We start from the raw sequence: 22649 nt of genomic DNA on the forward strand, positions 1-22649 counted from the left end.
TGCGCTTGCGAGCCATCGGTTCGCGCATCCATGAACGCCGGGCGCTGTGCGTCTTGGCCGGGCCGTAGAGACTTCAGCTCGCAGCGGGTTCAGATTTGCGCGATTGCCCGATTCGTCATCCCTGCGAAGGCGGGAATCCAGGGCTCTACCCCGGCATGGCTGTGAAGTCTCCGGATTCCCGCTTTTGCGGGGACGGCGCTGGGCCGGTTTCGCCGCTTACGGCCGAGGTGTGTCGCCGTTTGCGGATAGCCGGTTTCGCGTCCTTACAACCCGCGGCTCTCGCTTACGGCCGCACCCCCTGCGTCGCTTTCGTCGGCCTGATCGGCGTACCGCTGGGCACCTGGCAACGCACGCACAGGCCCTGCAGGTTCGGGGTGTTCGGGCCGAAGCTGTAGGCGGAGTGGTGCAGCAGGGCGTCGTTGTAGGTCGTCGGCGAGCTGACCTGGGCGATGCTGCCCGGGGCGATCTGTTCGCAGTACTGGAAGGCGCGGCGGGTCGCGACCGCCCAGTGGTCGTCGACGATGCCGCAGCTGCTCGGCGTGCACATGCCGCCCGGGGGCAGCCGGATGCCGCCGCTCAGTTCGCGCTGCTGGAAGTCGAGCAGGTCCTGCGAGCTGAAGTTGAACGAGCCGACCACGGTCATGCGCGCGCCTTCCTGTGCGCAGACGCCGTCGGTGTCGTGGGCGAGGGCGGCGGTGTTGAACAACGCCGCCGCGAGAATGAATCCCTTGAGTGTCGTACGCATGTCCGCCCCCTGTAGGCGAAGCTCGATGGAGGCCCAGCCTACGAAGCGCGCCGAAGCCGCGTCCAAGCAATTCGGGGACCAAAGCGGGAACGAATCGGCGCGAACTTGTCGTACGGCACGCTCGTGCTGTGACCTCATTGGCGATCCGCTCGTTCATCGCCGCCCCCGATCGCGAAACGTTCCCGCCGCGTCCCGGTTCGGTCCCTGAACGTTCCTCGCAAATCGATCCGCGCCGACGGTAAATGGACTCGTCGCCGACGCGGTGTCGGCCCGGTCAACGCCGGGCCCGTCCACCGGACGGACGCACCGCGATCGCGTCGACAGGGCGCGTCGGCATGCGCATCGGGCAGCGCTTCCGCCCGTTCGCATGCCGACGCGGCCGATCCATCGGCCAGGCATGGCCGAGATCGACGGCGATGCCGGCAAGGCCGGCAGCCGCCAGCACCCGTTCCATTCAATCAAAGGAGAAACATTGCGATGGGTATCAAGCGTCGAATCGGTCTGACCCAGTGGATCGCGGCCGCCGCGGTGGCGGGCGCGTGCTCGCCGGCCCTGGCGGGCAATCCGATGGACCACGTGGGGGTCGAACACAACGCCTACCTCGGCTGCCTGATGGCGCAGGCGGCCGGCGGAGCCAGCAAGGGCTCGGAGCTGGAAGACCTGGTCGTGCTGTGCGGCTATCGCCCCGAAGGCAGCGCCGAAGAATTCGTGGCCCGCTACACCCCGTTCCTGCCGACCCAGCGCGAGCCGAGCTTCGGAGAACGCGTCGCGCCCTACCGCCAATACTTCAGCACGGTCGAGTACGCCCTGCTGACCCGCATCGATGCGGCGTTGTCGAGCCAGGCCCAGTCGGCCGCCGAGATGGACAAGGCCCTGGCCGAGATCGAAAGCGAAGCCATCGCCAAGCTGGACCCGAAGAGCCAGGGGGGCCAGGCCGTGCTCGGCGGGATCAGCACCGCGCGCCACTCGCTCGAGTACTGGGCCGCGCACTATGAGGCGCAGCCGGAAGCCGGCCGGGTCCAGGCCAAGCGCAAGTGGTGGCAGGTGGTGCTGCAGATCGTCAGCGTGGTCGGCGCGGACGCCGGCTGTGCGGTGGCGGTCGGCGCGATCCCGGGGGCGCAGGCCGCCGCCGGTCCGGCCGCCGGCGCCTGCTCGAAGATCGTCAACGATCTGTGGTGAGCATCGGCAGGCGATGAGCTTCGCGGCCCGCCGCGATCGCGCGTGCACGTCCCGCGACTCCAGCGAGTCTCACGGGCGGGAGCGCAGGCCGCGATCGCCGGGCCGGCGATGAGGCATAGGGACATGCCGCCCGCCCCGCGTCGGCCAAGGACGGCCCGGCGCGGTCGATGGCGCCGCGCGCAACGCGCGGCCCAGGCGGGTGCGGTCGGTCCGACGGGGGAGCCAACGGACTGGGCGCAGCGGGCTATGGCGGGTCAGGCCGCCATAGCCCGCGTTTGGATCGGCGCGCAGTTCGAGGGAGGAAGCCGCCGAGAGCCACGGCCGACGGCGAGGCGTCAATGCGACAGCCGCGACCGCAGTTGGGCGACGTCGGCCTGCCATGCGGCGTAGTCCTCGGTTTCTTCCCATAACTCGCGCAGTTCCGACTCCGGGCCGAGCACGCGGTCGATGCTGCGCAGCGCATCGGCGATCAGCGCTGCATCCGGCGACGGCCTGCGGTGCGCGATCCAGTGGGTCAACGTCTCCTGCTTGCGCGCCGCGGCCGAGGGACGCCCGATCGCGGCGGCGATCAGTTCGCAGGCGGCCAACGCGTTCGAAGCTTCCGGCGCTTCCAGGTAGCCGTCCGCCTCCAGCGCGGCGGCGATAGTCTCGCGAACGAGGGCCAGGCTTTGGTGATCGGACAATTCGGCCAGCCAGTCCGCCGCGTCGTCGTTGTCGAACGTGGCAATGCCCCATGCACCCATCGATTCACTCCTGCCGATAAATTGCGAGCCGTCAGGGGACGGATCGATACGCTGCATTGTGAGGCCTGCGATCGTCCAGCGCGGCCAATCGGGCGACATCCAGCCGGCAGCGACGGTGCGCCGGGTCTATTCGGGGTCCGGCGCCCGGTCGATCAGGGACAACTCGTCGTGCTTGAAACCGTTCGGGTAGTGCACCAGCCCGCCGAAGTCGGTTTCGACCAGCACGCCGCGTTCGAGGTAGTCCCATTCGGCTTGCGGGAACTTCGCCGAATACTCGCCACGGTCGATCAGCGCCACGATCCGGCCGCGATTGAGTTCGTAGGACAGCACCCGATCGCCGAGCCTGACCTCGAGTCCGTCGCTGTATCGCAGCATGGCCGCTCCCATTCGAAAGCTTCTAGCGTTCGCCGAACAAGGCCTTCACCGAAGGCCGGCTCAATACGATCAGGCTGAACACGCCCAAGGCGGTGCCCAGCGGCACCGACAGGCAGGAAATGCAGGCGACGACCATGCACAGCGTGCGGCCGCGGCGCTGGCTGAGGCGACGCCCGGCGAGGAAGGTCAGGCTGCCGCCGATAACGGCGACCAGGAACAGCGCCACGGCGACGCCGATCAGCACCCAGCCGCCGACCTCGTCGCCGGGTTGGCTGTGGATGCCGCCCTTGAGAATCGCGACCCCCATGAAGACGTACAGAAAGGCCATCAGCAGTGGCAGCAGATACAGCGCGGCGAACACGTAGTGCAGGATGCTCAGGGTCTTGAGCTGCGACGCGTCCTGCGGGTTTTCGGCGGCGGCTGCGGCGGGGACGTGGTTCATGGATGGATCTCCTGGGTGAGAGGCTACGGCCGCATTCCGGGTTTGCGGCGACGGGGCGAATCAGTCGCGCGCGGCGAACCGCGCCCGCACCGACGGACGCGCCAGGACGACGAAGGTGAACGCGCCGAGCAAGGTGCCGAGCGGCACCGACAGACAACTCAGGCCGGCGGCGACCTGGCAGAAGCGGAGACTGCGGCGTTCGCGCAGACGCCGCGCGGTCATGAACTGCAGCACGGCGCAGACCGCACTGAGGAGGAAGACGGCCAGGTAGATGAGCAGGGCGATGCTCGTCACCATCGTCGCATCGCCGGACGCGGCTACCGTCGCGGCGGCCGGCGCGGATGCCGAGTCGGGCTCCCGCGCCGCGAGCACCACCACGGCGCCGACCAACAGCAGGGTCAGCGACAGCATCAAGGCGTTGAGCCCGCCCAACACGTAGTAGAGGACACTGAGCGTATGCAGTTGCGAGGCATCGGCCGCATCGGCCGCATCCGTCGCGGTGGCATGGCGGTCGGCGGTGGGATCGAACTCGGACATGGCTTCCCCGGGGGCTTGCTCGGATCGTGATCGTCAGCGCCGCGCGCGCGGCCAGGCCGCCAGCGAACCCAGTGTCGCAAGAAACATGTCGGTGTGGGCGTCCCAGACATCGCCCTGCTGGCCGTTGTAGGACTCGGCGGCTTCCGGCGACATGCTCAGCGCGATCGCCCACTCGATCCATTCGTAGACCAGGCTGGTGCACATGATCGCGGCCACCGCGAGCACGAAGGCCTGGCGCGGCGACAGCGCCGGCCAGCGCTGGCGCAGGTATTCGCGCACGGCCGGGGCGAAGCAGACGCCGTACAGAAAGTGGATCAGGCGGTCGAAGTGATTGCGCTCGAAGCCGAACGCGCGATCCAGCGACCAGCCGCCGGTCAGCGACTGGATCCACTGGTCGTAGGGCACGTAGGAATACAGCCAGCGCGCGGCGAGGCAGTGCGCGACCATGAAGGCGCAGATCGCGAGGTAGTGCCCGTCGCGTAGCGGCCAGCGGCGGTCGTGGCGCCACAGCCACACCAAGCCGAGCACGGTCAGCACGCTGTGCATGCCTTGTTCGAACGGGCTGGTCGGGTCGATCCAGGTCAGCGCGAATACCGTCAACACCACGGTCAGGGCGAATTTCTTGGCGACGCTCGTGCGTCCTGCCGGCGTTGCGGTCATCGGGTGCGGGGTCTATGGAGTGAGCGGCCCGTCACACGCTACCCGAGCGCGGCGGGTAAGGGAATCGGCCGGAGAACCGGCGCGGCGGCGGGCACGGCAGCAGGCAAAAAGAAACGGCGGGCCGAGGCCCGCCGTTGGGGTATCGCGATCGTGCGCGCGGCTCAGCCGATGTGCACGCGCTCGCCGTCGGAGTGGGCGACGACTTCGCCGATGCGCCAGTGCGACAGGCCCAGGCGCTGCAGGTCGCGCTCGGTCGCGGCGACCGCTTCTTCCGGAACCACCAGCACGAAGCCGATGCCGCAGTTGAAGGTGCGCCACATTTCCTCGCGCGGCACCGCGCCTTCGCGCTGCAGCCAGTCGAACACCGGCGGCAGGGTCCAGGTGGCGGTGCGGATGTCCAGGCCCAGGCCGTCGGGGATCACCCGGATGATGTTCTCGGTCAGGCCGCCGCCGGTGATGTGGGCCATGGCGTGGATCCGGTGCTCGCCGCCGTTGGCGCGCAGCAGCTCCAGCACCGGCTTGACGTACAGCGCGGTCGGTTCCATCAGCGCGTCGATCAGGCGCACGCCGCCGACGGCGACGTCGCCCGGACGGCCGGCGCGATCGAAGATCCGGCGGATCAGCGAATAACCGTTGGAGTGGGGGCCGCTCGAGGCGATGCCGATCAGCACGTCGCCGCGGCGCACGCGCGCGCCGTCGAGCAACTGCGACTTCTCGACCGCGCCGACGGTGAAGCCGGCCAGGTCGTATTCGCCCGGCGGGTACATGTCGGGCATTTCCGCGGTTTCGCCGCCGATCAGCGCACAGCCGGCGAGCTCGCAGCCCTTGGCGATGCCGCCGACCACGGCCACGGTAGTGTCGACGTCGAGCTTGCCGGTGGCGAAGTAGTCGAGGAAGAACAGCGGTTCGGCGCCCTGCACCAGCACGTCGTTGACGCACATGCCGACCAGGTCGATGCCGATGGTGTCGTGGCGGTTGAGCTGCTGGGCCAGCTTGAGCTTGGTGCCGACGCCGTCGGTGCCCGAGACCAGGACCGGCTCGCGGTATTTGCCGGACAGGTCGAACAAGGCGCCGAAGCCGCCCAGGCCGCCCATCACCTCGGGACGGAAGCTGCGCTTGACTAAGGGCTTGATGCGTTCGACGACCTGATTGCCGGCGTCGATGTCGACGCCCGCGTCGCGGTAGGTCAGCGGCTTGGGGGAGGTGTCGGAAGGAGATGCGGTCACGGCGGCCCCGGCGGTCGCGGAAGGAAACGTGGGATTTTAGCAGCCATGGGGCGTCCGAACCGGTTCGACCCGCAGCCCGGCCGCGCCGGGGGCTGCGCAGAACCTCCGCCAAAGCCGCGCAGGGCCTCCGCCAAGGCGATGCGGGGCCTCCGCCAGGGCTGCGGCGGGCGTTGCCTGAAGCGGTCCGTTCAGGCGCGCGAATGGACGCGCCGGCCCCACTACGGCAACATTTCGGACCTTGAGCACCGTCGGCGGGCCGCACCCGCGACCGCCGGACCGAAGCAGGAGGCGAGGGTGGGCGAGGGCAGGGCCTTCGCCCGCGGTGGTGGGTCCAGCCGCAACGATGCCGGGCCGGTGGTCCGGTTCGCGCTGGAACGGCGAGCGGGACGCCCGTTTTTCTACATACAGTTAAGGATGGCGATGGTTCGGGCAATCCGGAGTTTTGTGATCGCAGCGCTGATGCTGGCGAGCTTTGCCGCCGCGGCGCAGCGCGTCGAGGGCGACCGCGCCGAGGCGGCGGGTCCGTATTCGGCCGAGGTCCAGGTCAACGGCCAGGGCGAAGCCGAGCGCAACGGCGCAATGGCGCGTGCCCTGGCCCAGGTGCTGGGCAAGATGTCCGGCGACCGCGCCGCGGCCAGCCGGCCGGGGGTCGGCCAGGAACTGCGCCGGGCCAAGGAGTACGTGACCGGCTACGACTACCGCCAGGACGAGGGCGTGTCGCGCTCGACCGGCGCGCCGACCTTCCAGACCACCCTGGTGGTCAATTTCGACCAGGCCAAGGTCGAAAGCCTGGCCTCGACCCTCGGCCTGCCGATCTGGCCGCAGCCGCGCCCCAAGCCGGTGCTGTGGATGGCGATCGACGACGGCAGCGGCCCGCGCCTGGTCGGCCTGCCCCAGGTCAACGCCGCGCGTTCGGCGCTGAACCGTGCGATCGACCGCGGCTACCGCCTCGGCCTGCCGAACGGCAGCGCCGCCGAACAGGCCAGCGTCGGCGCCATCTGGCGCGGCGACGCCGCCGCGGTGGCCCGCGCGTCCTCGCGCTACAGCCCGCCGATGCAGCTGATCGGCAAGGTCTACCGGGTCAAGACCGGCGGCTGGAAGGGCGACTGGACCTTCGTCGACGGCGGCAAGGTGCTGGGCAGCTGGTCCAACACCGATCCCGACGCGCGCAAGGTCATGGCCGGCGGCGCCGACGGCGCGGCCGACGCGCTGATGAAGCGCTACGCCAAGCGCAGCGCGGCCGGTCCGGCCGGCGTCTACCGGGTGGTGTTCACCACCCTGCGCAGCGCCGACGACTACATCCGCCTGTCCGGCTATCTGCAGGGGCTGGCGGTGATCCGCAAGATGACTCCGATCCGCGCCACGCCCGACAGCGTCGAATTCGACCTCGACCTGATTTCCGGCCTGCCCGGCCTGAAGCGCATGGCCGACAGCGGCGACACCCTCGAGGCGCTGGAAGGCCTCGAAGGCCAGCCGCCCGTGTACCGGCTGCACTGACGCATGGAACGTGCCCCGTTGGAAGACATCGCGCTGTTCCTGCGGCGCCTGCAGTGGACCGCGCTCGGCCTGGGCGCATGCTGGTTGCTGTGGGTGCTCGCGCCGGTGCTGACGCCGTTCGTGATCGCCGCGATGCTCGGCTGGCTCGGCGATCCGCTGGTCGACCGGCTCGAACGCACCGGCCGCTCGCGCAACGTCGCCGTGTCGCTGGTGTTCGGGCTGATGGCCTTGCTGGTGATCCTGGTGCTGGTGATCCTGGTGCCGTTGATCGAACGCCAGATCTCTACCCTGATCGTGTCGCTGCCGCGCTATCGCGAATGGTTCACCGGCACCGCGCTGCCGTGGCTGGAGCAGCGCACCGGTTTCGAGATCAGCAACTGGCTCGATCTCAATCACCTGATCGAGCTGGTCCGCGGCAACTGGGAGCGCGCCGGCGGCGTCGCGACCACCCTGCTGGGTTATCTGTCGCGTTCGGGCTTCGCGATCATGGGCCTGATCGCCAACATCGCCCTGCTGCCGGTGCTGACCTTCTTCTTCCTGCGCGACTGGGACGTGCTGGTCGACCGCGTCGCCTCGCTGATTCCGCGCGCCCACCTCGCCACCGCGAGCCGCCTGGCCAAGGAGTCCAGCGACGTGCTCGGCGCTTTCCTGCGCGGCCAGTTCCTGGTGATGCTGGCGCTCGGCGTGATGTACGGCCTCGGCCTGTGGGCGGTCGGCCTGGATCTGGGCATCCTGATCGGCATCATCGCCGGCCTGCTGACCTTCGTGCCTTACCTCGGCCCGGCCAGCGGCATCATCCTCGGCGTGATCGCCGCGCTGGTGCAGTACGGCGACTGGAAATACGTGGCCGGCGTGCTCGCCGTGTTCGGCGTCGGCCAGGTCATCGAAAGCTATTGGCTGACGCCGAAGCTGGTCGGCGACCGGATCGGCCTGCATCCGGTCGCGGTGATCTTCGCCGTGCTCGCCGGCGGCACCCTGTTCGGTTTCCTCGGCATGCTGCTGGCCCTGCCGGTCGCCGCCGTCGCCAACGTGCTGTTGCGTTACGCGCAAGAACGCTACACCCACAGCCGCCTGTACGCCGGCGATCACCCGACCATCCTGCTCGACCCGGCGTCCACGCCGGTCGTGCCGAAGGCCGCGCCCGCGTCGAACAAAAACGGGCCGAACAAGAACGGGCCGGACAAGAGCGCGCCGAACAAGAGCGCGGAGCAGGGCGACCGCGCGGAGCGCGAACCGCAGTGAGCGTGCCGCAGTTGCCGCTGGCCCTGCGCTATCCGCCGGACCAGCGTTTGGATACCTACGTCGACGCGCCCGAGGGCGCGATCGCGCAACTGCGCGCCCTGGCCACCCAGACTCAGGAGACCGCGGGTTACCTCGACCCGACCGGCGCCGACTGGGTGTATCTGGCCGGACCGGCCGGAGTGGGCAAGACCCATCTGTTGCTGGCCGCCTGCGCTGCCGCCGAATCGGCCGGCCGCCGCGCCGCTTACCTGCCGTTGCAGGCCGCCGCCGGCCGCCTGCGCGATGCGCTGTACGCACTCGAAGGCAACGACCTGCTGGCGCTCGACGGTATCGAAGCGATCGCCGGCGACCGCGACGACGAGATCGCCCTGTTCGACACCCACAACCGCGCGCGCGCCGCCGGCGCATCGCTGATCTACGCCGCGCGCGACAACCCCGACGAACTCCCCTTGAGCCTGCCCGACCTGCGCTCGCGCCTGTCGCAATGCACCCGCATCGTGCTGACCCCGCTCGACGACGCCGGCCGCGGCGAAGTCCTGCGCCAGCGCGCCCAGCGCCGCGGCCTGGCCCTGGAAGAAGCCGCTTTGGACTGGTTGCTCAAGCGCGTCGACCGCGATCTGGGCGGCCTGACCGCCCTGCTCGACAAACTCGACCGCGCCTCGCTCGCGGCGCAGCGGCGAATCACCGTGCCGTTTTTGCGGCAGACCCTGGGGGCGGAGTAGGGGCGTGGTGTGTGGGGTTGGGGCGGTCGGTTGGATTTCGACTCGGTCCGATTCGACCCGGCCTTCGCCGATTCAATCCGGAACCCACTGTCGGTTGCGGTTTGGTTCTCGCGCCGCGATGCCCTCGATCTCGCGCCGATGCCGACGGTGGCCCGTTAGGGTAGGAGCGACGCAAGTCGCGACCGCGTTGTAGCGCCTTGCTGCGTAACTTTGGATCAAGAGCAAAGCTTCCGCCCCCTAAAGGGTGCGGGTAACTTTCTCGTCCAAAGCAACAAAAGAAAGTCACCAAAGAAAAGTGCTTCTCCTTGCAAGGGCACAAGCCCCGCACGATCGATGCCGGCGCAGGGATGCTCGAGACAGGCCATCCATGGCCTGCTTGCGCACGGCCCGCATCCCTGCGGGCCGCCCTCCGGGTCTGCTTTTGACCGGCAAAGCGACAAAGCAGATCAAAGCACCACAATCGCAACGGCAACGACCGTCGTTGCTCTTGGGTAGGAGCGGCGCAAGCCGCGACTACGCAACTCCGATCGCCTGCGTCGCCGGCCGAAAATCGCGGTCGCGGCTTGCGCCGCTCCTACCCCGGCGAGAGCACGCCGCTTCGATAAAGGGCGGTGGCCTTGTTGCTTCTGCGCATTCCGCGATCGCGACTTACGTCGCTCCTACAGAGGACGTGGCTCGCATGCGTGGCGGTGGCTGTGCTTTTGCCTAGGTCATTGCTGTGCGCCGCCTCGCACTAGCGAAGGCAATCGAAGACCCAAAGGGCGGCCCGCAGGGATGCGGGCCGTTTTTCATCGGGACAAGGATGTCCCGTATGAAAAATCCCTGCGTATGCGCCGATCGTGCGGGCTGGTGATTCAAAAAGAAGCATTTTTCTTTGGTTACCTTTCTTTTGTTGCTTTAGACAAAAGAAAGTAACCCGCCGCTTTAGTGGCGGAAGCTTTGGGTTTGATCTTGATCTTGATCTTGCTTAAGAGAGAGACGCCGCAAGACCGCCGCAGCGATGTCGCGGCTTGCGCCGCTCCTACCCCTGGCGAAAGCAGACCGCTTCGATGAGCGACATCAGCCTTGGTGCCTCGGCGCGTCCACGGTCGCGGCTCACGCCGCTCCTACAGGATGCACGCCCGAAGACGGCACGGAATGAGGCATGGCGGTCGCGGCTTGCCTCGCTCCTACCCTGACCCAGGCTGAGGCCAGAATCGGCGCGATTGTGCGAGGTCGCAGTCGCGACTCGCGTCGCTCCTACAAAGGCGAGCCCCTGCAATGCCATCCTGCAGTGGACCCGTCGGCCGCACCGAGACGCAACTCACTCCAACAACCCCTCGTACAACCTGCGATCCGCATCGGAGAAACAACAAAACACGACTTCGTCGATCCTGGTTGCGGCCTGCGCCCGCACCGTGTCCACCGCGATCCGCGCGGCCGCGTCGGCGGGGTAGCCGAAGATGCCGGTGCTGATGCAGGGGAAGGCGATGCTGGCCAATCCATGCCGCGCCGCCACCGACATGCAGTTGCGATAGCACGCGGCCAACAGCTCGGGTTCGCCGTGCTCGCCGCCGCGCCAGACCGGGCCGACGGTGTGAATGATGTGACGCGCCGGCAACCGATAACCGCGGGTGAGTTTGGCTTCGCCGGTCTCGCAGCCGCCGAGCAAGCGGCATTCGGCCACCAGCGCGGGGCCGGCCGCGCGATGGATCGCACCGTCGACGCCGCCGCCGCCGAGCAGGGAGGAATTGGCGGCGTTGACGATCGCGTCGACGCTCAGGGTGGTGATGTCGCCCTGGATCGCGCGCAGCCGCATCGCTTCAAGCCTGCTCGGGCCAGTCGATGAATTCCGGCGCGACCGCGTCGGTCAGCCAGACGCCGTTGGCGGACTGGAAGAAGCTCAGGCCGCGCGCATGCATGTCGCCGGCGCGAATCGACAGCACCAGGGCCTTGCCGTGGCGGCTGCCGACCTTGATCGCGGTGTCCGGGTCGGACGACAGGTGCACGTGCTGGCGGCTCTGCTTGACCAGGCCGAGGTTGCGGATCGACTTGGCGAAGCGGGTCGCGGTGCCGTGATAGAGGACCGCCGGCGGCGCCAGAGCGGTCAGCGCCAGGTCGACCTCGATCGAGTGGCCCTGGTTGGCGCGGATGCGCGTGCCGTCGTCGCTGATCGCGAAGCGCTGCTTGTCGTTGTCGCGCACGACTTCGTCGATCAACGCGCGCGTCACCGGCTTGCCGGCGGCGTTGGCCAGGCGGATCAGCTCGTCGATGTCGGCCCAGCCGTTGCCGTCGAGGCTCAGGCCGATCGCGTCGGGTTCGTGGCGCAGCACCAGGCTGAGGAACTTGCTGGTCTTGGTGAGGTTGACGGCGGTCATGGGGTTCCAGTTCGCAGGGAGGAGTGGCTGCGGTGGTTCAGGCCGCGCGATAAGTCGCGTGTTGCGTTCAGCCGTGCGCCGCCGCAGCCAGCGCGGCGTCGAGTTGCTGCAGGCGTTCGGGCGTGCCGACATCCGTCCAGCGGCCGCGATGGTGCGATCCGCTCAACCGACCGGCGTCGGCGGCGGCGCGCAGCAGCGGCACGGTGCTGAAGCGCGGCGGCTGCAGCTGCGCGCCGGCGGCCTCGCCGAGCCGGGCGCGCCAATCGGCGAACAGGGACGCACGATACAGCCCGATGCCGGAATAGGTCAGGCGCGGCTCCCCGTGGTTATGCAGCCGTCCGTCCTCAAGACGGAAATCGCCGTGCGGATGCTGCGCCGGATTGTCGACCAGCAGCAGGTGCGCGTCGCCGTCGAAGTCGCGCGGCAGCGCGGCGAAGTCGTAGTCGGTCCAGATGTCGCCGTTGGCGACCAGGAACGGCGCCTGCGGGTCGGCGCCTTCCTGCAGCAACGACAGCGCCTGCAGCATGCCGCCGCCGGTTTCCAGCGGAGTCGGCCCTTCGTAGGAATAGCGCAGGCGCAGGCCCCAGCGCGCGCCGTCGCCGAGGGTCTCGGGGAACTGCGGCGCGAGCCAACTGGTGTTGATCACGACTTCGTCGATGCCGAGCGCGGCGAATTTTTCCAGATGCCATTCGATCAGGCGCTTGCCGCCCGCGCTGAGCAGGGGCTTGGGCGTGTGCAGGGTCAGCGGGCGCATGCGCTCGCCGAGGCCGGCGGCGAAGATCAGCGCCTTCATGCCGAGCCGGCCGCCTCGGCCGCCTCGACAGCGTTGGCCGCATCGGCCGCGGTCAGGGCCGGGCGCACGTAGCGTTCGACGATGTCGGCCAGCGGCGCCAGCTCCGGATAACGCGACAGGACCACGTCGAGGTAGCCGAGGAAGCGCGGCGCGTCCGCCAGGTACTTCGGCTTGCCGTCGCGATGGTGCAGGCGCGCGAACAGGCCGAGGATCTTGATGTGGCGCTGCAGGCCGGCGAAGTCGGCGTCGCGGCGGAAACGCGCGAGCTCCGGCAACGGAATGCCGGCGGCGGTGGCCCGCGCGTGATAGCGCGCCAGCCAGGCCTCGACGCGCGCTTCCGGCCAGCTCAGGAAGGCATCGCGGAACAGGCTGATCGGGTCGTAGGCGATCGGCCCGCGCAGGGCGCCCTGGAAATCGATCACCGCCACGCCGCCGGGCACCGGCATCAGGTTGCGCGGCATGAAGTCGCGGTGCACGAAACTCTGGGGTTGGGCGAGCACGTTGTCGAGGATGCGCCGATAGGCCAGGTCGAGTTGCTCCAGGTCGCCGCAGCTCAGCTCGATGCCGAGGTGGCGGCCGAGGAACCATTCGTCGAACAGGCGCAGCTCGCGCGCGAGGAAGGCCTCGTCGTAAGGGGGCAGGTCGTCGGGGCAGGGCAGCGCCTGGATCTTGAGCAACTGAGTGAAAGCGTCGTCGAACAGGGCGTCGGCGTTGCTCTCCTCGATCACCTGCAGATAGGTGTCGCGGCCGAGGTCTTCGAGCAGCAGGAAGCCGTGTTCGAGATCCTGCGCCCGCACCTCCGGCACCCGCACGCCGCCGGCGAGCAGGACCTCGCGCATGCGCAGCCAGGGGCGCGCGTCCTCGAGCTCGGGCGGCGAGTCCATCACGATGACGGTGTTCCGGGTTTGGTCCCGGTCGGCGCAGACACCGGTCGCGCCGCGCCAGTAGCTGCGGAAACCGGCGTCGAACGAGGCGCGTACGAGTTCGAGGCGGTCGTCGCCGGTCGCGGCGCGCGCCCAGTTCAGACGGGCGAGGTCGCGATCGGTGGGGTGGGACTGGGTCATGCCTGCTCCGTGCGGCGGGTGCCGCAAGCGCACAGGGTAAACGTCCGCGGTCCGGGGGTGAATCCATGGGCGCCGCAAGCGGGAGAAGGGCCGGCCGCTGCCTGTGCTTTGAGCCCCTTCCGTCCGCGGGAGCGGGGTCGGGGTGAGGGCGCGCGGGATGCAACGGCGGCCAGCGGTGCTCGCCCGCATTTGCAGGCACCGCCTCCAACGCCCTCGTCCGGCCCGCGGGCTACTTCTCAGGGGTGCCCTCCTTCGGTCGCCGCAAGCGGCAGAAGGCCGGTGCGCTGCTTCCAAGAGATGTAGGGCGAAGCCCACGCCGACGTTGTTCCGGATGCAGTCGCCACCGCTGCTTCCGGCGTCCCGCCGTCGTGAGCCCCGCCCTACGGGTGCCCGGTCGCCGCCGCCACGCGTTGCCGCGTGGCGCGTTGCTGCATAAGAAGCGCGGGGCGGGGCCGGCGCGAAGCCGTCCCGACGCGGCGGCACGTGCGCGCCGGGGGGCCGCGCTCGGCTCCGCCCCGCCTGTTGCTCAAGCCGCGGCCGACTCCTGTTGGTCCAGGGAAGCCAGCCACTCGTCGTCGGAACCTTCGGCCACGCCTTCGAACAAGAAGGTCGACAGATAACGCTCGCCGGTGTCCGGCAGCATCGCCAGCAGCACCGTGCCTTCCGGCGCCTGTTCGGCGACCTGCAAGGCGGCGGCGACGGTGGCGCCGGCGGAGATGCCGACGAATACGCCTTCCTCGGCGGCCAGACGGCGCGCGGTGTCGCGCGCGGTGACGTCGTCGACCGGGCGGATTTCGTCGGCGACGCCGCGGTCGAGCACGCCCGGCACGAAGTCCGGGGTCCAGCCCTGGATCTTGTGCGGCTGCCAGGCGTTGCCGCTCAACAACGAAGCGCCGGCGGGTTCGGAGGTAATGATCTTCAGCTCCGGGCGCGCCAGCTTCAGCACCTGGCCGGCGCCGCTGAGGGTGCCGCCGGTGCCCCAGCCGGTGACGAAATAGTCGAGCCGCTTGCCGGCGAAGTCGCGCAGGATTTCCGGCGCAGTGGTGTTGCGGTGGTAGGCCGGGTTGGCCGGGTTGTCGAACTGGCGGGCGAGGAACCAGCCGTGCTTCTCGGCCAGCTCGGCGGCCTTGCGCACCATGCCGGTGCCGCGCTCGGCGGCCGGGGTCAGGATCACTTTCGCGCCATAGGCACGCATCAGCTTGCGGCGCTCGATCGAGAAGGTCTCGGTCATCACCGCCACGAACGGATAGCCGCGCGCCGCGGCGACCATCGCCAGGGCGATGCCGGTGTTGCCCGAGGTCGCTTCGACGATGGTCTGGCCCGGCTTCAACGCGCCGCTGCGCTCGGCGTCGAGCACGATCGCCAGGGCCAGACGATCCTTGACCGAACCGCCGGGATTGAACGATTCGACCTTGGCGTACAGGGTCACGTGCTTCGGCGCGATGCGGTGCAGTTTGACGATCGGCGTGTTGCCGATGGTGTCGAGTATGTTGTCGTACAGGGGCATGAGTGAGTTCCCGTGGCGTGGGTGCGAATGAGGGCGGTCAGGCGGCTACGGCGTAGCTTTCGGCCGGCGTCGGCAGCTGGGTCAGAGGCTCGTCGCCGAACCAGTGCAGGCGGGCGGCCAGCGCGGCGACTTCGCCGACGATCAACAGCGCCGGCGACTGCACGCGGTGGGCCTGGGCGCGTTCGGCCAGTTCGGCGAGCGTGCCGGTGACCACGCGCTGTTCCGGGCGCGAGCCGTTTTCGATCAGCGCGAACGGGGTGCTGGCGGCGCGGCCGTGTTCGATCAGTTTGTCGCGCAATACATCGAGCCCGGACACGCCCATGTACACCGCGAGGGTCTGCTTCTCCTGGGCCAGCGCGCGCCAGTCGAGACCATCGTTGGCGTCCTTGAGGTGGGCGGTGACCAGGCGCAGCGACTGCGCATGCTCGCGATGGGTCAGCGGAATGCCGGCGTAGGCGCCGCAGGCCAGCGCGGCGGTGATGCCGGGCACGACCTCGAAAGCGATGTCGTGATCGCGCAGCACTTCGAGCTCTTCGCCGCCGCGGCCGAACACGAACGGGTCGCCGCCCTTGAGCCGCACCACGCGCTTGCCGGCGCGGGCGTGCTCGAGCATCAGCGCATGGATGCGTTCCTGGGTGCTGTGATGATTCGCCGGCGACACCGTGCCGGCGAGCGGCTTGCCGACATCGATCAGTTCGGCGTCGCGGCGCGCCAGTTGCAGCACCTGCGGGCTGACCAGGCGGTCGTGCAGGATGACGTCGGCCTCGTTGAGCACGCGCAGGCCGCGCAGGGTCAGCAGGCCCGGGTCGCCGGGGCCGGCGCCGACCAAGGCGACCGAGCCGGTTTGCGAGGCCGCCGGGCCGTGGTCGTCGAGCGCCGTGGCGAAGGCGCGCTGCGCCTCGTCGTTGCGGCCCTGGCGCAGCAGCGAGGGAATCGGGCCCGACAGCACGCGGTCGAAGAAGCGGCGGCGCGCAGCGAGTTCGCGATAGCGCCGGCGGATGCGCCCGCGTTCGCGCGACAACAGGTGCGCGAGTGCGCCGAGCGATTCGTCGAGTTGGGTTTCCAGGGTTTCGCGCAGATGGCGCGACAGCATCGGTACGCCGCCGCTGGAGATCGCGATCTGCACCGGGCCGCGGACCACCCGTGCCGGCACGTGGAAGCTCGACGCCTCGACATCGTCGACGACGTTGACCCAGACCCGGCGCGCTTCGCCGGCTTCGGCGACGCGGCGGTTGACCGCGGCGTCGTCGGTCGCGGCGATCGCCAGCCAGGCCTGGTCCAGCCAGCCCTCGACGAAATGCCCCGGCAGGTGCTCGATGCGGCCCTCGTCGGCCCAGGCCGCCAGCGCGGGGGCCAGTTCGGGCGCGCCGACCCGGACGCGTGCGCCGGCCTCGAGCAGCGCGCCGGCCTTGCGCAACGCGACCATGCCCCCGCCAACCACGAGCACGGTGCGCCCGCGCAGGTCGGCAAACACGGGGAACAGGGGGCTGGTCATGGCGGCGGGCGCGCAGGTCAGGGACGATGGAACGACCCTACGGCCCGCCGGGCGGGGCCGGAAATGACGTCGCCGCCTTTGCACATGCCGTCACGGCATGAGCCCTGGCCGGGGCGCCCAGGGGGCTGGACAAGCCGACCATACGCCGAATAACCTATAAATCGTTATATCCGAATAGAGCGATAAAGACGTGGATGCGATCCGCAAACGAATGTCCCGGCCGCACGACCCGGTCCGCCACGGCGCGGGCTGTTGTCGCCGCCCGCACCGACATTCCGCCGCCGATCCTTTACTCGTACGGATAGCCACGCTATGACCCTGACCCAGCTCCGCTACCTGGTCGCCATCGCCGATTCGGGCCTCAACATCACCCTGGCCGCCGAGCGCGTCCACGCCACCCAGCCGGGTTTGTCCAAGCAGCTCAAGCAGCTCGAGGACGAACTGGGTTTCCTGTTGTTCGTGCGCAAGGGCCGCAGCCTGGAAGCGATCGCGCCGGCCGGCGAACGCGTGCTCGAACACGCGCGCCGCATACTCGAAGAAGCCGGCAACATCCGCGCCTACGCCGCCAACGAGCGCGGCCAGCATGCCGGCCGCCTGGTGCTGTCGACCACCCACACCCAGGCGCGCTACGTGCTGCCTCCGGTGATCGCCCAGGTCAAACGCGATTTCCCGCAGGTCAGCGTGCATTTGCAGGCCGCCGCCGACGGCGAAGTGTTGTCGCACCTGTCGCACGGCAACGCCGACCTGGCGGTGATCAGCACCGCCGGCGCCGCGCCCGAGGGCGGACTGGCCGTGCCGCTGTTCCGCTGGCGCCGGGTGGTGCTGGTGCCGCGCACGCATGTGCTGGCCAAGCTCGATCGCGCGCCGACCCTGGCCGACCTCGCCACCCATCCGTTGATCAGCTACGAATCCTCGACCCGTCCGGAATCGTCGCTGCGCCGCGCGTTCACCGCCGGAGGCCACGAGCCGCAGCTGGCGATGACCGCGCGCGACGCCGACCTGATCAAGACTTATGTACGCGCCGGCCTGGGCGTCGGCGTGCTGGCCGAGATGGCGGTGACTTCGCGCGACGACGACCTCAAGGCGCTGATTGCGCCGGACGCGTTTCCCGAGTGCGTCACCTGGGCGGTGATCCCGCGTGCGCGCGTGCTGCGCGACTACGCGCTGGAACTGCTGCACGGCCTGGCCCCGCAGATCGACCGCCGCGACCTGCGCCGCGTGCTCGAAGGCAATCTGGAACCGCAGTGGCCGAAGGCCCCGACCTGGACCGAGCTGACCCAACCGATCAGTTCGTAAGCGGTCTGCCAAGCTGCTGAAGAGTGCCGCGCAAGCGTTTCCTCTCGACGAGGGGCACGGGGATTGGCTATCCGTCCCAGCCACTGCGCAAACCACCATGACCTAGCGAGAGCTCCTCTCCCGTTCACGGGAGAGGGGTTGGGGCGAGGGAATGCGAGCGGGCGGTTCCGCTGCATCTCGCGCCCTCATCCGGCCCTTCGGACCACTTTCTCCCGGTTGCGGGGGAAGGGTAAAGGCACGCCCGCTCGCGGAACAGCCGGCCAGCCAATCAAGCCGCCTGATTCTCCGCCACCGTTTCGCTGTCGAAATGCAGGCCGCATTCGCGCTTGAGGCCGAAGAAGCGGGTGTCTTCCTCGCGCATGCCGGGTTCGAGGCGGCGGGTGGTGTGGGTGTCGCCGATCGAGACGTAGCCGTCGTGCCACAGCGGGTGATACGGCAGGTCGTGGGCGTGCAGGTACTGCCAGACGTCGCGGTCGCTCCAGTCGGCCAGCGGGTGCAGTTTCCAGCGGCCGTCGCGCAACTGCAGGAACTCGATGTTGGCGCGACTGCCCGACTGGCTGCGGCGCAGGCCGGCGATCCAGGTGCGCACGCCGAGTTCGTCGAGCGCGCGCTGCATCGGCTCGACCTTGCGCAGGCGGTTGTAGCGCTCGATGCCGTCCAGGCCCTGTTCCCACAGGCGGCCGAAGCGCGCTTCCATCCAGGCCACGCCGATCTGCGGGCGGTAGACCTTCAGGTTGAGCTTGAGCCGTTCGCCGAGCTCGTCGATGAAGCGGTAGGTCTCGGGAAACAGGTAGCCGGTATCGACCACGATCACCGGGATCCGCGGCGCCTGTTGGGTCACCATGTGCAGCGACACCGCCGACTGGGCGCCGAAGCTCGACGACAGCGCGTGCTCGCCGGCGGTGTTTTCCAGGGCCCAGGCCACGCGCTGCTCGGCGCTCTGCGTCGCCAGCCAGGCATTGAGTTCGGCCAGCGCGCGCGGCGATTCGGCGGCGGTGACGGGATCGGTGGGAGCGCTCATGCGTACGCCTCTGCGACTAGTGCGATCGGAATGCCGGTGGGAGTGGGATAGGGGATCGACACGACCTGGTTGCGCACCAGGTAGTCGCCGAAACCTTCATCGTCGTTGCGTCCGCTCGCGTAGGCGGCGAACAGCGGGTCGAGCGCGGCCAGTATCTCCGGCTCGGCGATGTTTTCGCGGTACAGGGTGTTCAGACGCTGGCCGCGGTGATCGGCGCCGAGCATCAGGTTGTAGCGGCCCGGCGCCTTGCCGACCAGGGCGATCTCGCCGAGGTAGGGACGCGAGCATCCGTTCGGGCAGCCGCTGATGCGCAGGTTGATCGAGGCATCGGGGATCGCATGACGCGCCAGCAGCGCTTCTACGCGGCCGAGGAACTGCGGCAGATAGCGTTCGGCTTCGGCCATGGCCAGGCCGCAGGTCGGCAGCGATACGCAAGCCAGGGCGTTGCGGCGCAGCGGGCTGGCCTGGCGATAGGCGTCGAGGCCGTGCCGGGCGACCAGCGCATCGACCTGCGCGCGCAGCGCCGACGGCACGCCGGCGATGACCAGGTTCTGGTTCGGGGTCATGCGGAACTCGGCGCCGTCGTGGCCGCTGAGCAACTGGGCGATCGCGCGCAGGCCGCTGAGGTGGGTCAGCTCGGGGCCCTGCCCGTCGAGCGCGCCGTCGACGATGCGCCCGGCCGGCAGGCGCAGGGTCAGGTGGGCGCGCGCGTCGCCGTCGGCGCGGACTTCGCTGTCGACCCAGCCGAAGCGGTCGCCGTTGTGACGGAAGGCGAACGGCCGTGCCGGGAGGAGAGGGAACCCGGCACGGCGTTCGACTTCCGCTTTGAACCAGGCCAGCCCGCGGTCGTCGATGGTGTACTTGAGGCGGGCGCGCTTTCGCACGGCGCGGTTGCCGTAATCGCGTTGCGCGGTGACCACCGCCTCGCCGACCGCGATGACCTGGTCGGGAGTGACGAAGCCGATCACGTCGGCGACGCGCGGATAGGTTTCGGCATCGCCGTGGGTCGCGCCCATGCCGCCGCCGACGGTGACGTTGTAGCCGAGCAGTTCGTCGGCGCCGTCCGCGTTCTTGGCCAGGATCGCGATATAACCCAGGTCCTGGGCGAACACGTCGACGTCGTTGTAGGGCGGGATGGCGAAGCCGATCTTGAACTTGCGCGGCAGGTAAGCGTTGCCGTAGATCGGCTCGTCCTCGCTGCCGCTGCCGCCGACGCGCTCTTCGTCCAGCCAGATCTCGTAATAGGCGCGGGTGTTGGGCAGCAGGTGCTCGGACAAGGCCGCAGCCTGCCTGAACACCTGCGCATGCGAGGCCGACACCTGCGGGTTGGCGGCGACGGCGACGTTGCGGTTGACGTCGCCGCAGGCGGCCAGGGTGTCGATCAAGGCGGCGTTGATCGACTGCATGGTCGGCTTCAGCTCGGTCTTGATCACGCCGTGGAACTGGAAGGCCTGGCGGGTGGTGATGCGCAGGCCGCGTTCGGCATACGTCGTCGCGATGGCGTCGAGCTTGAGCCATTGCTCCGGCGTGACCACGCCGCCCGGGGTGCGGGTGCGGATCATGAAGCTGTAGGCCGGCTCCAGGCGCGCGAGGCGGCGCTCCTCGCGCACGTCGCGGTCGTCCTGCTGGTAGCTGCCGTGGTACTTGATCAGGGTCTGGTCGTCGTCGCGCAGGGCGCCGGTGACCGGATCGGCCAGGCTTTCCAGCAGGCTGCCGCGCAGGCGCGCGCTGGAACGCTTGATGTCTTCGACCGAATGCGCGCTCATGCCGGCGCTCCGGCGGTCGCGGCGAAACGCAGTGCAGGGGCGCCGAGCGGATGCAGCCCGAATGGAGCGCGGCCCGTATCCGGCGGAGCGCTCTGCTCGGCGCGTGCTGCCGGCCCGGTGTGGTCGCCTCGTTCCATCCGGGCCGCCGGGGCAAACAGCGATCCGGTTGCGGACGATTCGTACTCGGCGATGCCGTTCGCGGCAGCGCCGACGAACGCAGTAGACACGAAGCCGGATGCACCGGCCTGCGACGCGCGGCCCGATTCGAACAAGTGGCGGTGGCGAAACAGCTGCATCAGTAAACGTCCCGGGCGTAGCGGCCCTGCCGCTGCAATTCGTTGAGATAGTCTTCGGCGGCTTCCTCGTCCTTGCCGCCGTGCTTGGCGATCGCCGCCAGCAGCGCCGCATGCACGTCCTTGGCCATGCGCGAGGCGTCGCCGCATACGTACAGATGCGCGCCGCCTTCGAGCCAGTCGTAGAGCTCGCGGCCCCGCTCGGCGAGGCGATGCTGGACGTAGACTTTCTGGGCCTGGTCGCGCGAGAACGCCAGGTCCAGCTTGTGCAACTGGCCGGCCTTCAGCGCGGCCTGCCACTCGACCTGGTAGAGGAAGTCGGTGCGGAAATGCGGGTTGCCGAACAGCAGCCAGTTGCGGCCGCTGGCGCCGTCGGCGGCGCGTTCCTGGACGAAGCCGCGGAACGGCGCGACGCCGGTACCGGGGCCGATCATGATCACGTCGCGGCTGCCGTCGGCGGGCACGCGGAAGCGGTCGTTGTGTTCGATGAACACCGGCAGGCGCTCGCCTTCGTCGGCGCTCGCGAGCAGGTGCGAAGCCGCGCCCCAGCGGGTGGCGCCGGCGTTCTGGTATTCGACGTGGGCGACGGTGAGGTGGGCCTCGTCGCCGACCAGCTTCTGGCTGGAAGCGATCGAATACATGCGCGGGGTCAGTGGGCGCAGCGCGGCGACCAGTTCCTCGGCCGACCACTGGCCGTCGTAGCGTTGCAGCAGGTCGATGACCTGGCTGTTGGCGAGCAGTTCGGCGAACTGGACGGCGTGGTCGGGGGCGAGCAGGCGGTTGAGTTCGTCGCTGCGCGCATGCGCGGCATGGCTAGCGACGAAAGGACGCGCCAGCTTGGTCAGCTCGCGCTTCTCGCTTAGCCATTGGCGCAGCGGCAGCGATTGGCCGCCGTGTTCGACGCCGGTCTCGCCGTCGAGCTCGAGCGTGCTCAGCACCGCCTCGACCAGCGCCGGCGGGTTGCGCGGCCAGATCCCGAGCGAGTCGCCGGGCTGGTAGTGCAGGCCGGAGCCTTCCAGCGAGATCTCGATGTGGCGGATGTCCTTGTCCGGCACCCGGCGGTCCGAACCGCGCGCGATCAGGCGCTGATTGCTCAGCAACTCGGCGGCGAACGGCGCATCGCGATGGAAGGCCGGCGCGGTCGCGAGCGGGCGCAGCGGCGTGACCGTGGCCAGATGGGTCGCGGCCGGCTTCAGCGCTTCCTTGGCATGGCTCAGCGCTTGCTGCAGCCACGGTGTGGAGACGGTTTCGAAATCGAGGTCGGCGTCGCCGCGGGCGAACAGCCGGGTCGCGCCGAGCTCGCCGAGGCGGGCGTCGATCTTCTGGCCGATCGCGCAGAAATCCGGATAGCTCGAATCGCCCAGGCCCAGCACGGCGTAATTGAGGCCCTTGAGCTCGGGCGCGCGCTTGCCGGCGATGAAATCGATCAGGCCGCGCGAGTCGTCCGGCGGATCGCCGTCGCCCTGGGTGCTGATCACGACATACAGCAGGCGTTCGTTCTTGAGTTCGCGGGCCGGGTAGGCGTCGGCGCGCAGCAGGCGCACGCTGAGCCCGGCGGCTTCGGCCTGGCCGGCGAGCTGTTCGGCCAGGCGCTTGGCGTTGCCGGTCTGGCTGCCGTAGACGATGGTCAGGCGCTCGCTGGCGCGGGCCTCGGGTGCGGCGGCCGCGGGCGTCGCGGCCGGAGCGGCG

Annotated in this window: 22 protein-coding genes; 5 read left to right on the top strand and 17 right to left on the bottom strand. The window is 69.4% G+C overall.

Annotated elements, in window-relative coordinates; genetic code table 11:
- Positions 1-283: 283 nt before the first annotated feature.
- On the bottom strand, positions 284-745 hold the full coding sequence (locus tag ACSAMQ_RS03860) for a hypothetical protein (protein WP_435394371.1): 462 nt from the start codon (positions 743-745) through the stop codon (positions 284-286).
- A gap of 477 nt (positions 746-1222) precedes the next feature.
- Here ACSAMQ_RS03860 and ACSAMQ_RS03865 point away from each other — a divergent pair, with 477 nt between their 5' ends.
- A complete protein-coding gene (locus tag ACSAMQ_RS03865; RefSeq protein ID WP_435394372.1) occupies positions 1223-1924 on the top strand; it encodes a hypothetical protein in 702 nt (233 codons plus the stop codon).
- 335 nt (positions 1925-2259) lie between these two features.
- Here the strand turns inward: ACSAMQ_RS03865 and ACSAMQ_RS03870 are convergent, their stop codons facing one another.
- The 6 genes from ACSAMQ_RS03870 to purM form a co-directional block, all read right to left on the bottom strand.
- Complete coding sequence (locus tag ACSAMQ_RS03870; RefSeq protein ID WP_435394373.1) at positions 2260-2724, bottom strand: DUF4259 domain-containing protein; 465 nt, start codon at positions 2722-2724, stop codon at positions 2260-2262.
- A 69-nt stretch (positions 2725-2793) separates the two neighbouring features.
- Entirely contained in the window at positions 2794-3042 is a 249-nt protein-coding gene (locus ACSAMQ_RS03875) for a hypothetical protein (protein ID WP_435394374.1), read from the bottom strand.
- Positions 3043-3064: 22 nt separating this feature from the next.
- Positions 3065-3484 carry a hypothetical protein gene (locus ACSAMQ_RS03880; RefSeq protein WP_435394375.1) on the bottom strand — a complete coding sequence of 140 codons (420 nt, stop codon included), beginning with the start codon at positions 3482-3484 and terminating at the stop codon, positions 3065-3067.
- A gap of 60 nt (positions 3485-3544) precedes the next feature.
- On the bottom strand, positions 3545-4021 hold the full coding sequence (locus ACSAMQ_RS03885; RefSeq protein ID WP_435394376.1) for a hypothetical protein: 477 nt from the start codon (positions 4019-4021) through the stop codon (positions 3545-3547).
- A 33-nt stretch (positions 4022-4054) separates the two neighbouring features.
- A complete protein-coding gene (locus tag ACSAMQ_RS03890) occupies positions 4055-4681 on the bottom strand; it encodes a DUF2238 domain-containing protein (RefSeq protein ID WP_435394377.1) in 627 nt (208 codons plus the stop codon).
- Positions 4682-4842: 161 nt separating this feature from the next.
- Positions 4843-5907, bottom strand: coding sequence for a phosphoribosylformylglycinamidine cyclo-ligase (gene purM, locus ACSAMQ_RS03895; RefSeq protein WP_435394378.1), 1065 nt, complete (start codon positions 5905-5907; stop codon positions 4843-4845).
- A 414-nt stretch (positions 5908-6321) separates the two neighbouring features.
- On the opposite strand from purM, the gene ACSAMQ_RS03900 reads away from it, so the two are divergent.
- Genes ACSAMQ_RS03900 through hda form a run of 3 tightly spaced genes read left to right on the top strand, consistent with a single transcriptional unit; the run spans position 6322 to position 9368 of the window.
- Entirely contained in the window at positions 6322-7404 is a 1083-nt protein-coding gene (locus ACSAMQ_RS03900) for a DUF2066 domain-containing protein (protein ID WP_435394379.1), read from the top strand.
- A 3-nt stretch (positions 7405-7407) separates the two neighbouring features.
- Positions 7408-8646, top strand: coding sequence for an AI-2E family transporter (locus ACSAMQ_RS03905; RefSeq protein WP_435394380.1), 1239 nt, complete (start codon positions 7408-7410; stop codon positions 8644-8646).
- Positions 8643-9368 (top strand): DnaA regulatory inactivator Hda, encoded by a 726-nt coding sequence (gene hda, locus ACSAMQ_RS03910; RefSeq protein WP_435394381.1) that lies wholly within the window; start codon positions 8643-8645, stop codon positions 9366-9368. Before ACSAMQ_RS03905 ends, hda begins: the two co-directional genes overlap by 4 nt.
- 1303 nt (positions 9369-10671) lie before the next feature.
- Here the strand turns inward: hda and ACSAMQ_RS03915 are convergent.
- From ACSAMQ_RS03915 to cysG, 6 genes are all read right to left on the bottom strand, one after another.
- The gene (locus ACSAMQ_RS03915) at positions 10672-11166 is read right to left on the bottom strand and encodes an O-acetyl-ADP-ribose deacetylase (RefSeq protein ID WP_435394382.1); all 495 of its coding nucleotides are present in this window, start codon (positions 11164-11166) and stop codon (positions 10672-10674) included.
- A 4-nt stretch (positions 11167-11170) separates the two neighbouring features.
- The gene (locus tag ACSAMQ_RS03920) at positions 11171-11725 is read right to left on the bottom strand and encodes an RNA 2'-phosphotransferase (protein ID WP_435394383.1); all 555 of its coding nucleotides are present in this window, start codon (positions 11723-11725) and stop codon (positions 11171-11173) included.
- Between the two features lie 67 nt (positions 11726-11792).
- Positions 11793-12518, bottom strand: a complete 726-nt coding sequence (murU, locus tag ACSAMQ_RS03925; protein WP_435394384.1) for an N-acetylmuramate alpha-1-phosphate uridylyltransferase MurU — start codon at positions 12516-12518, stop codon at positions 11793-11795.
- Positions 12515-13582, bottom strand: coding sequence for an aminoglycoside phosphotransferase family protein (locus ACSAMQ_RS03930; protein ID WP_435394385.1), 1068 nt, complete (start codon positions 13580-13582; stop codon positions 12515-12517). Before ACSAMQ_RS03930 ends, murU begins: the two co-directional genes overlap by 4 nt.
- Before the next feature lie 526 nt (positions 13583-14108).
- A complete protein-coding gene (cysK, locus tag ACSAMQ_RS03935) occupies positions 14109-15089 on the bottom strand; it encodes a cysteine synthase A (RefSeq protein WP_435394386.1) in 981 nt (326 codons plus the stop codon).
- A gap of 37 nt (positions 15090-15126) precedes the next feature.
- Positions 15127-16584 carry a siroheme synthase CysG gene (gene cysG, locus ACSAMQ_RS03940; protein ID WP_435394387.1) on the bottom strand — a complete coding sequence of 486 codons (1458 nt, stop codon included), beginning with the start codon at positions 16582-16584 and terminating at the stop codon, positions 15127-15129.
- A 312-nt stretch (positions 16585-16896) separates the two neighbouring features.
- Here cysG and ACSAMQ_RS03945 point away from each other — a divergent pair, with 312 nt between their 5' ends.
- The gene (locus ACSAMQ_RS03945) at positions 16897-17880 is read left to right on the top strand and encodes a LysR family transcriptional regulator (protein WP_435394388.1); all 984 of its coding nucleotides are present in this window, start codon (positions 16897-16899) and stop codon (positions 17878-17880) included.
- A 268-nt stretch (positions 17881-18148) separates the two neighbouring features.
- Here ACSAMQ_RS03945 and ACSAMQ_RS03950 read toward each other — a convergent pair whose 3' ends face one another.
- The 4 genes from ACSAMQ_RS03950 to ACSAMQ_RS03965 form a co-directional block, all read right to left on the bottom strand.
- Positions 18149-18901: a phosphoadenylyl-sulfate reductase gene (locus ACSAMQ_RS03950; protein WP_435394389.1), complete on the bottom strand. Its 753-nt coding sequence runs from the start codon at positions 18899-18901 to the stop codon at positions 18149-18151.
- Positions 18898-20667: an assimilatory sulfite reductase (NADPH) hemoprotein subunit gene (gene cysI / locus ACSAMQ_RS03955; protein WP_435394390.1), complete on the bottom strand. Its 1770-nt coding sequence runs from the start codon at positions 20665-20667 to the stop codon at positions 18898-18900. The genes ACSAMQ_RS03950 and cysI overlap by 4 nt, the downstream gene beginning before the upstream one ends.
- Positions 20664-20963, bottom strand: a complete 300-nt coding sequence (locus ACSAMQ_RS03960) for a hypothetical protein (protein WP_435394391.1) — start codon at positions 20961-20963, stop codon at positions 20664-20666. The genes cysI and ACSAMQ_RS03960 overlap by 4 nt, the downstream gene beginning before the upstream one ends.
- The coding region (locus ACSAMQ_RS03965) for an assimilatory sulfite reductase (NADPH) flavoprotein subunit (RefSeq protein WP_435394392.1) at positions 20963-22649 on the bottom strand (1687 nt) is incomplete at its 5' end. The genes ACSAMQ_RS03965 and ACSAMQ_RS03960, both read right to left, overlap by 1 nt.

It is taken from the genome of Lysobacter sp. 1R34A (assembly GCF_051217035.1).
Lineage (GTDB): Bacteria > Pseudomonadota > Gammaproteobacteria > Xanthomonadales > Xanthomonadaceae > Lysobacter.

Bases quoted from the DNA above. Each gene is read 5' to 3' on its own strand.
- ACSAMQ_RS03905 (WP_435394380.1), top strand. From the start codon at position 7,408: ATGGAACGTGCCCCGTTGGAAGACATCGCGCTGTTCCTGCGGCGCCTG.
- cysI (WP_435394390.1), bottom strand. From the start codon at position 20,667: ATGAGCGCGCATTCGGTCGAAGACATCAAGCGTTCCAGCGCGCGCCTG.
- ACSAMQ_RS03915 (WP_435394382.1), bottom strand. From the start codon at position 11,166: ATGCGGCTGCGCGCGATCCAGGGCGACATCACCACCCTGAGCGTCGAC.
- ACSAMQ_RS03875 (WP_435394374.1), bottom strand. From the start codon at position 3,042: ATGCTGCGATACAGCGACGGACTCGAGGTCAGGCTCGGCGATCGGGTG.
- ACSAMQ_RS03870 (WP_435394373.1), bottom strand. From the start codon at position 2,724: ATGCAGCGTATCGATCCGTCCCCTGACGGCTCGCAATTTATCGGCAGG.
- ACSAMQ_RS03920 (WP_435394383.1), bottom strand. From the start codon at position 11,725: ATGACCGCCGTCAACCTCACCAAGACCAGCAAGTTCCTCAGCCTGGTG.
- ACSAMQ_RS03865 (WP_435394372.1), top strand. From the start codon at position 1,223: ATGGGTATCAAGCGTCGAATCGGTCTGACCCAGTGGATCGCGGCCGCC.
- ACSAMQ_RS03880 (WP_435394375.1), bottom strand. From the start codon at position 3,484: ATGAACCACGTCCCCGCCGCAGCCGCCGCCGAAAACCCGCAGGACGCG.
- ACSAMQ_RS03885 (WP_435394376.1), bottom strand. From the start codon at position 4,021: ATGTCCGAGTTCGATCCCACCGCCGACCGCCATGCCACCGCGACGGAT.
- ACSAMQ_RS03900 (WP_435394379.1), top strand. From the start codon at position 6,322: ATGGCGATGGTTCGGGCAATCCGGAGTTTTGTGATCGCAGCGCTGATG.
- ACSAMQ_RS03960 (WP_435394391.1), bottom strand. From the start codon at position 20,963: ATGCAGCTGTTTCGCCACCGCCACTTGTTCGAATCGGGCCGCGCGTCG.
- ACSAMQ_RS03950 (WP_435394389.1), bottom strand. From the start codon at position 18,901: ATGAGCGCTCCCACCGATCCCGTCACCGCCGCCGAATCGCCGCGCGCG.
- ACSAMQ_RS03930 (WP_435394385.1), bottom strand. From the start codon at position 13,582: ATGACCCAGTCCCACCCCACCGATCGCGACCTCGCCCGTCTGAACTGG.
- ACSAMQ_RS03945 (WP_435394388.1), top strand. From the start codon at position 16,897: ATGACCCTGACCCAGCTCCGCTACCTGGTCGCCATCGCCGATTCGGGC.
- cysG (WP_435394387.1), bottom strand. From the start codon at position 16,584: ATGACCAGCCCCCTGTTCCCCGTGTTTGCCGACCTGCGCGGGCGCACC.
- murU (WP_435394384.1), bottom strand. From the start codon at position 12,518: ATGAAGGCGCTGATCTTCGCCGCCGGCCTCGGCGAGCGCATGCGCCCG.
- cysK (WP_435394386.1), bottom strand. From the start codon at position 15,089: ATGCCCCTGTACGACAACATACTCGACACCATCGGCAACACGCCGATC.
- ACSAMQ_RS03860 (WP_435394371.1), bottom strand. From the start codon at position 745: ATGCGTACGACACTCAAGGGATTCATTCTCGCGGCGGCGTTGTTCAAC.
- ACSAMQ_RS03890 (WP_435394377.1), bottom strand. From the start codon at position 4,681: ATGACCGCAACGCCGGCAGGACGCACGAGCGTCGCCAAGAAATTCGCC.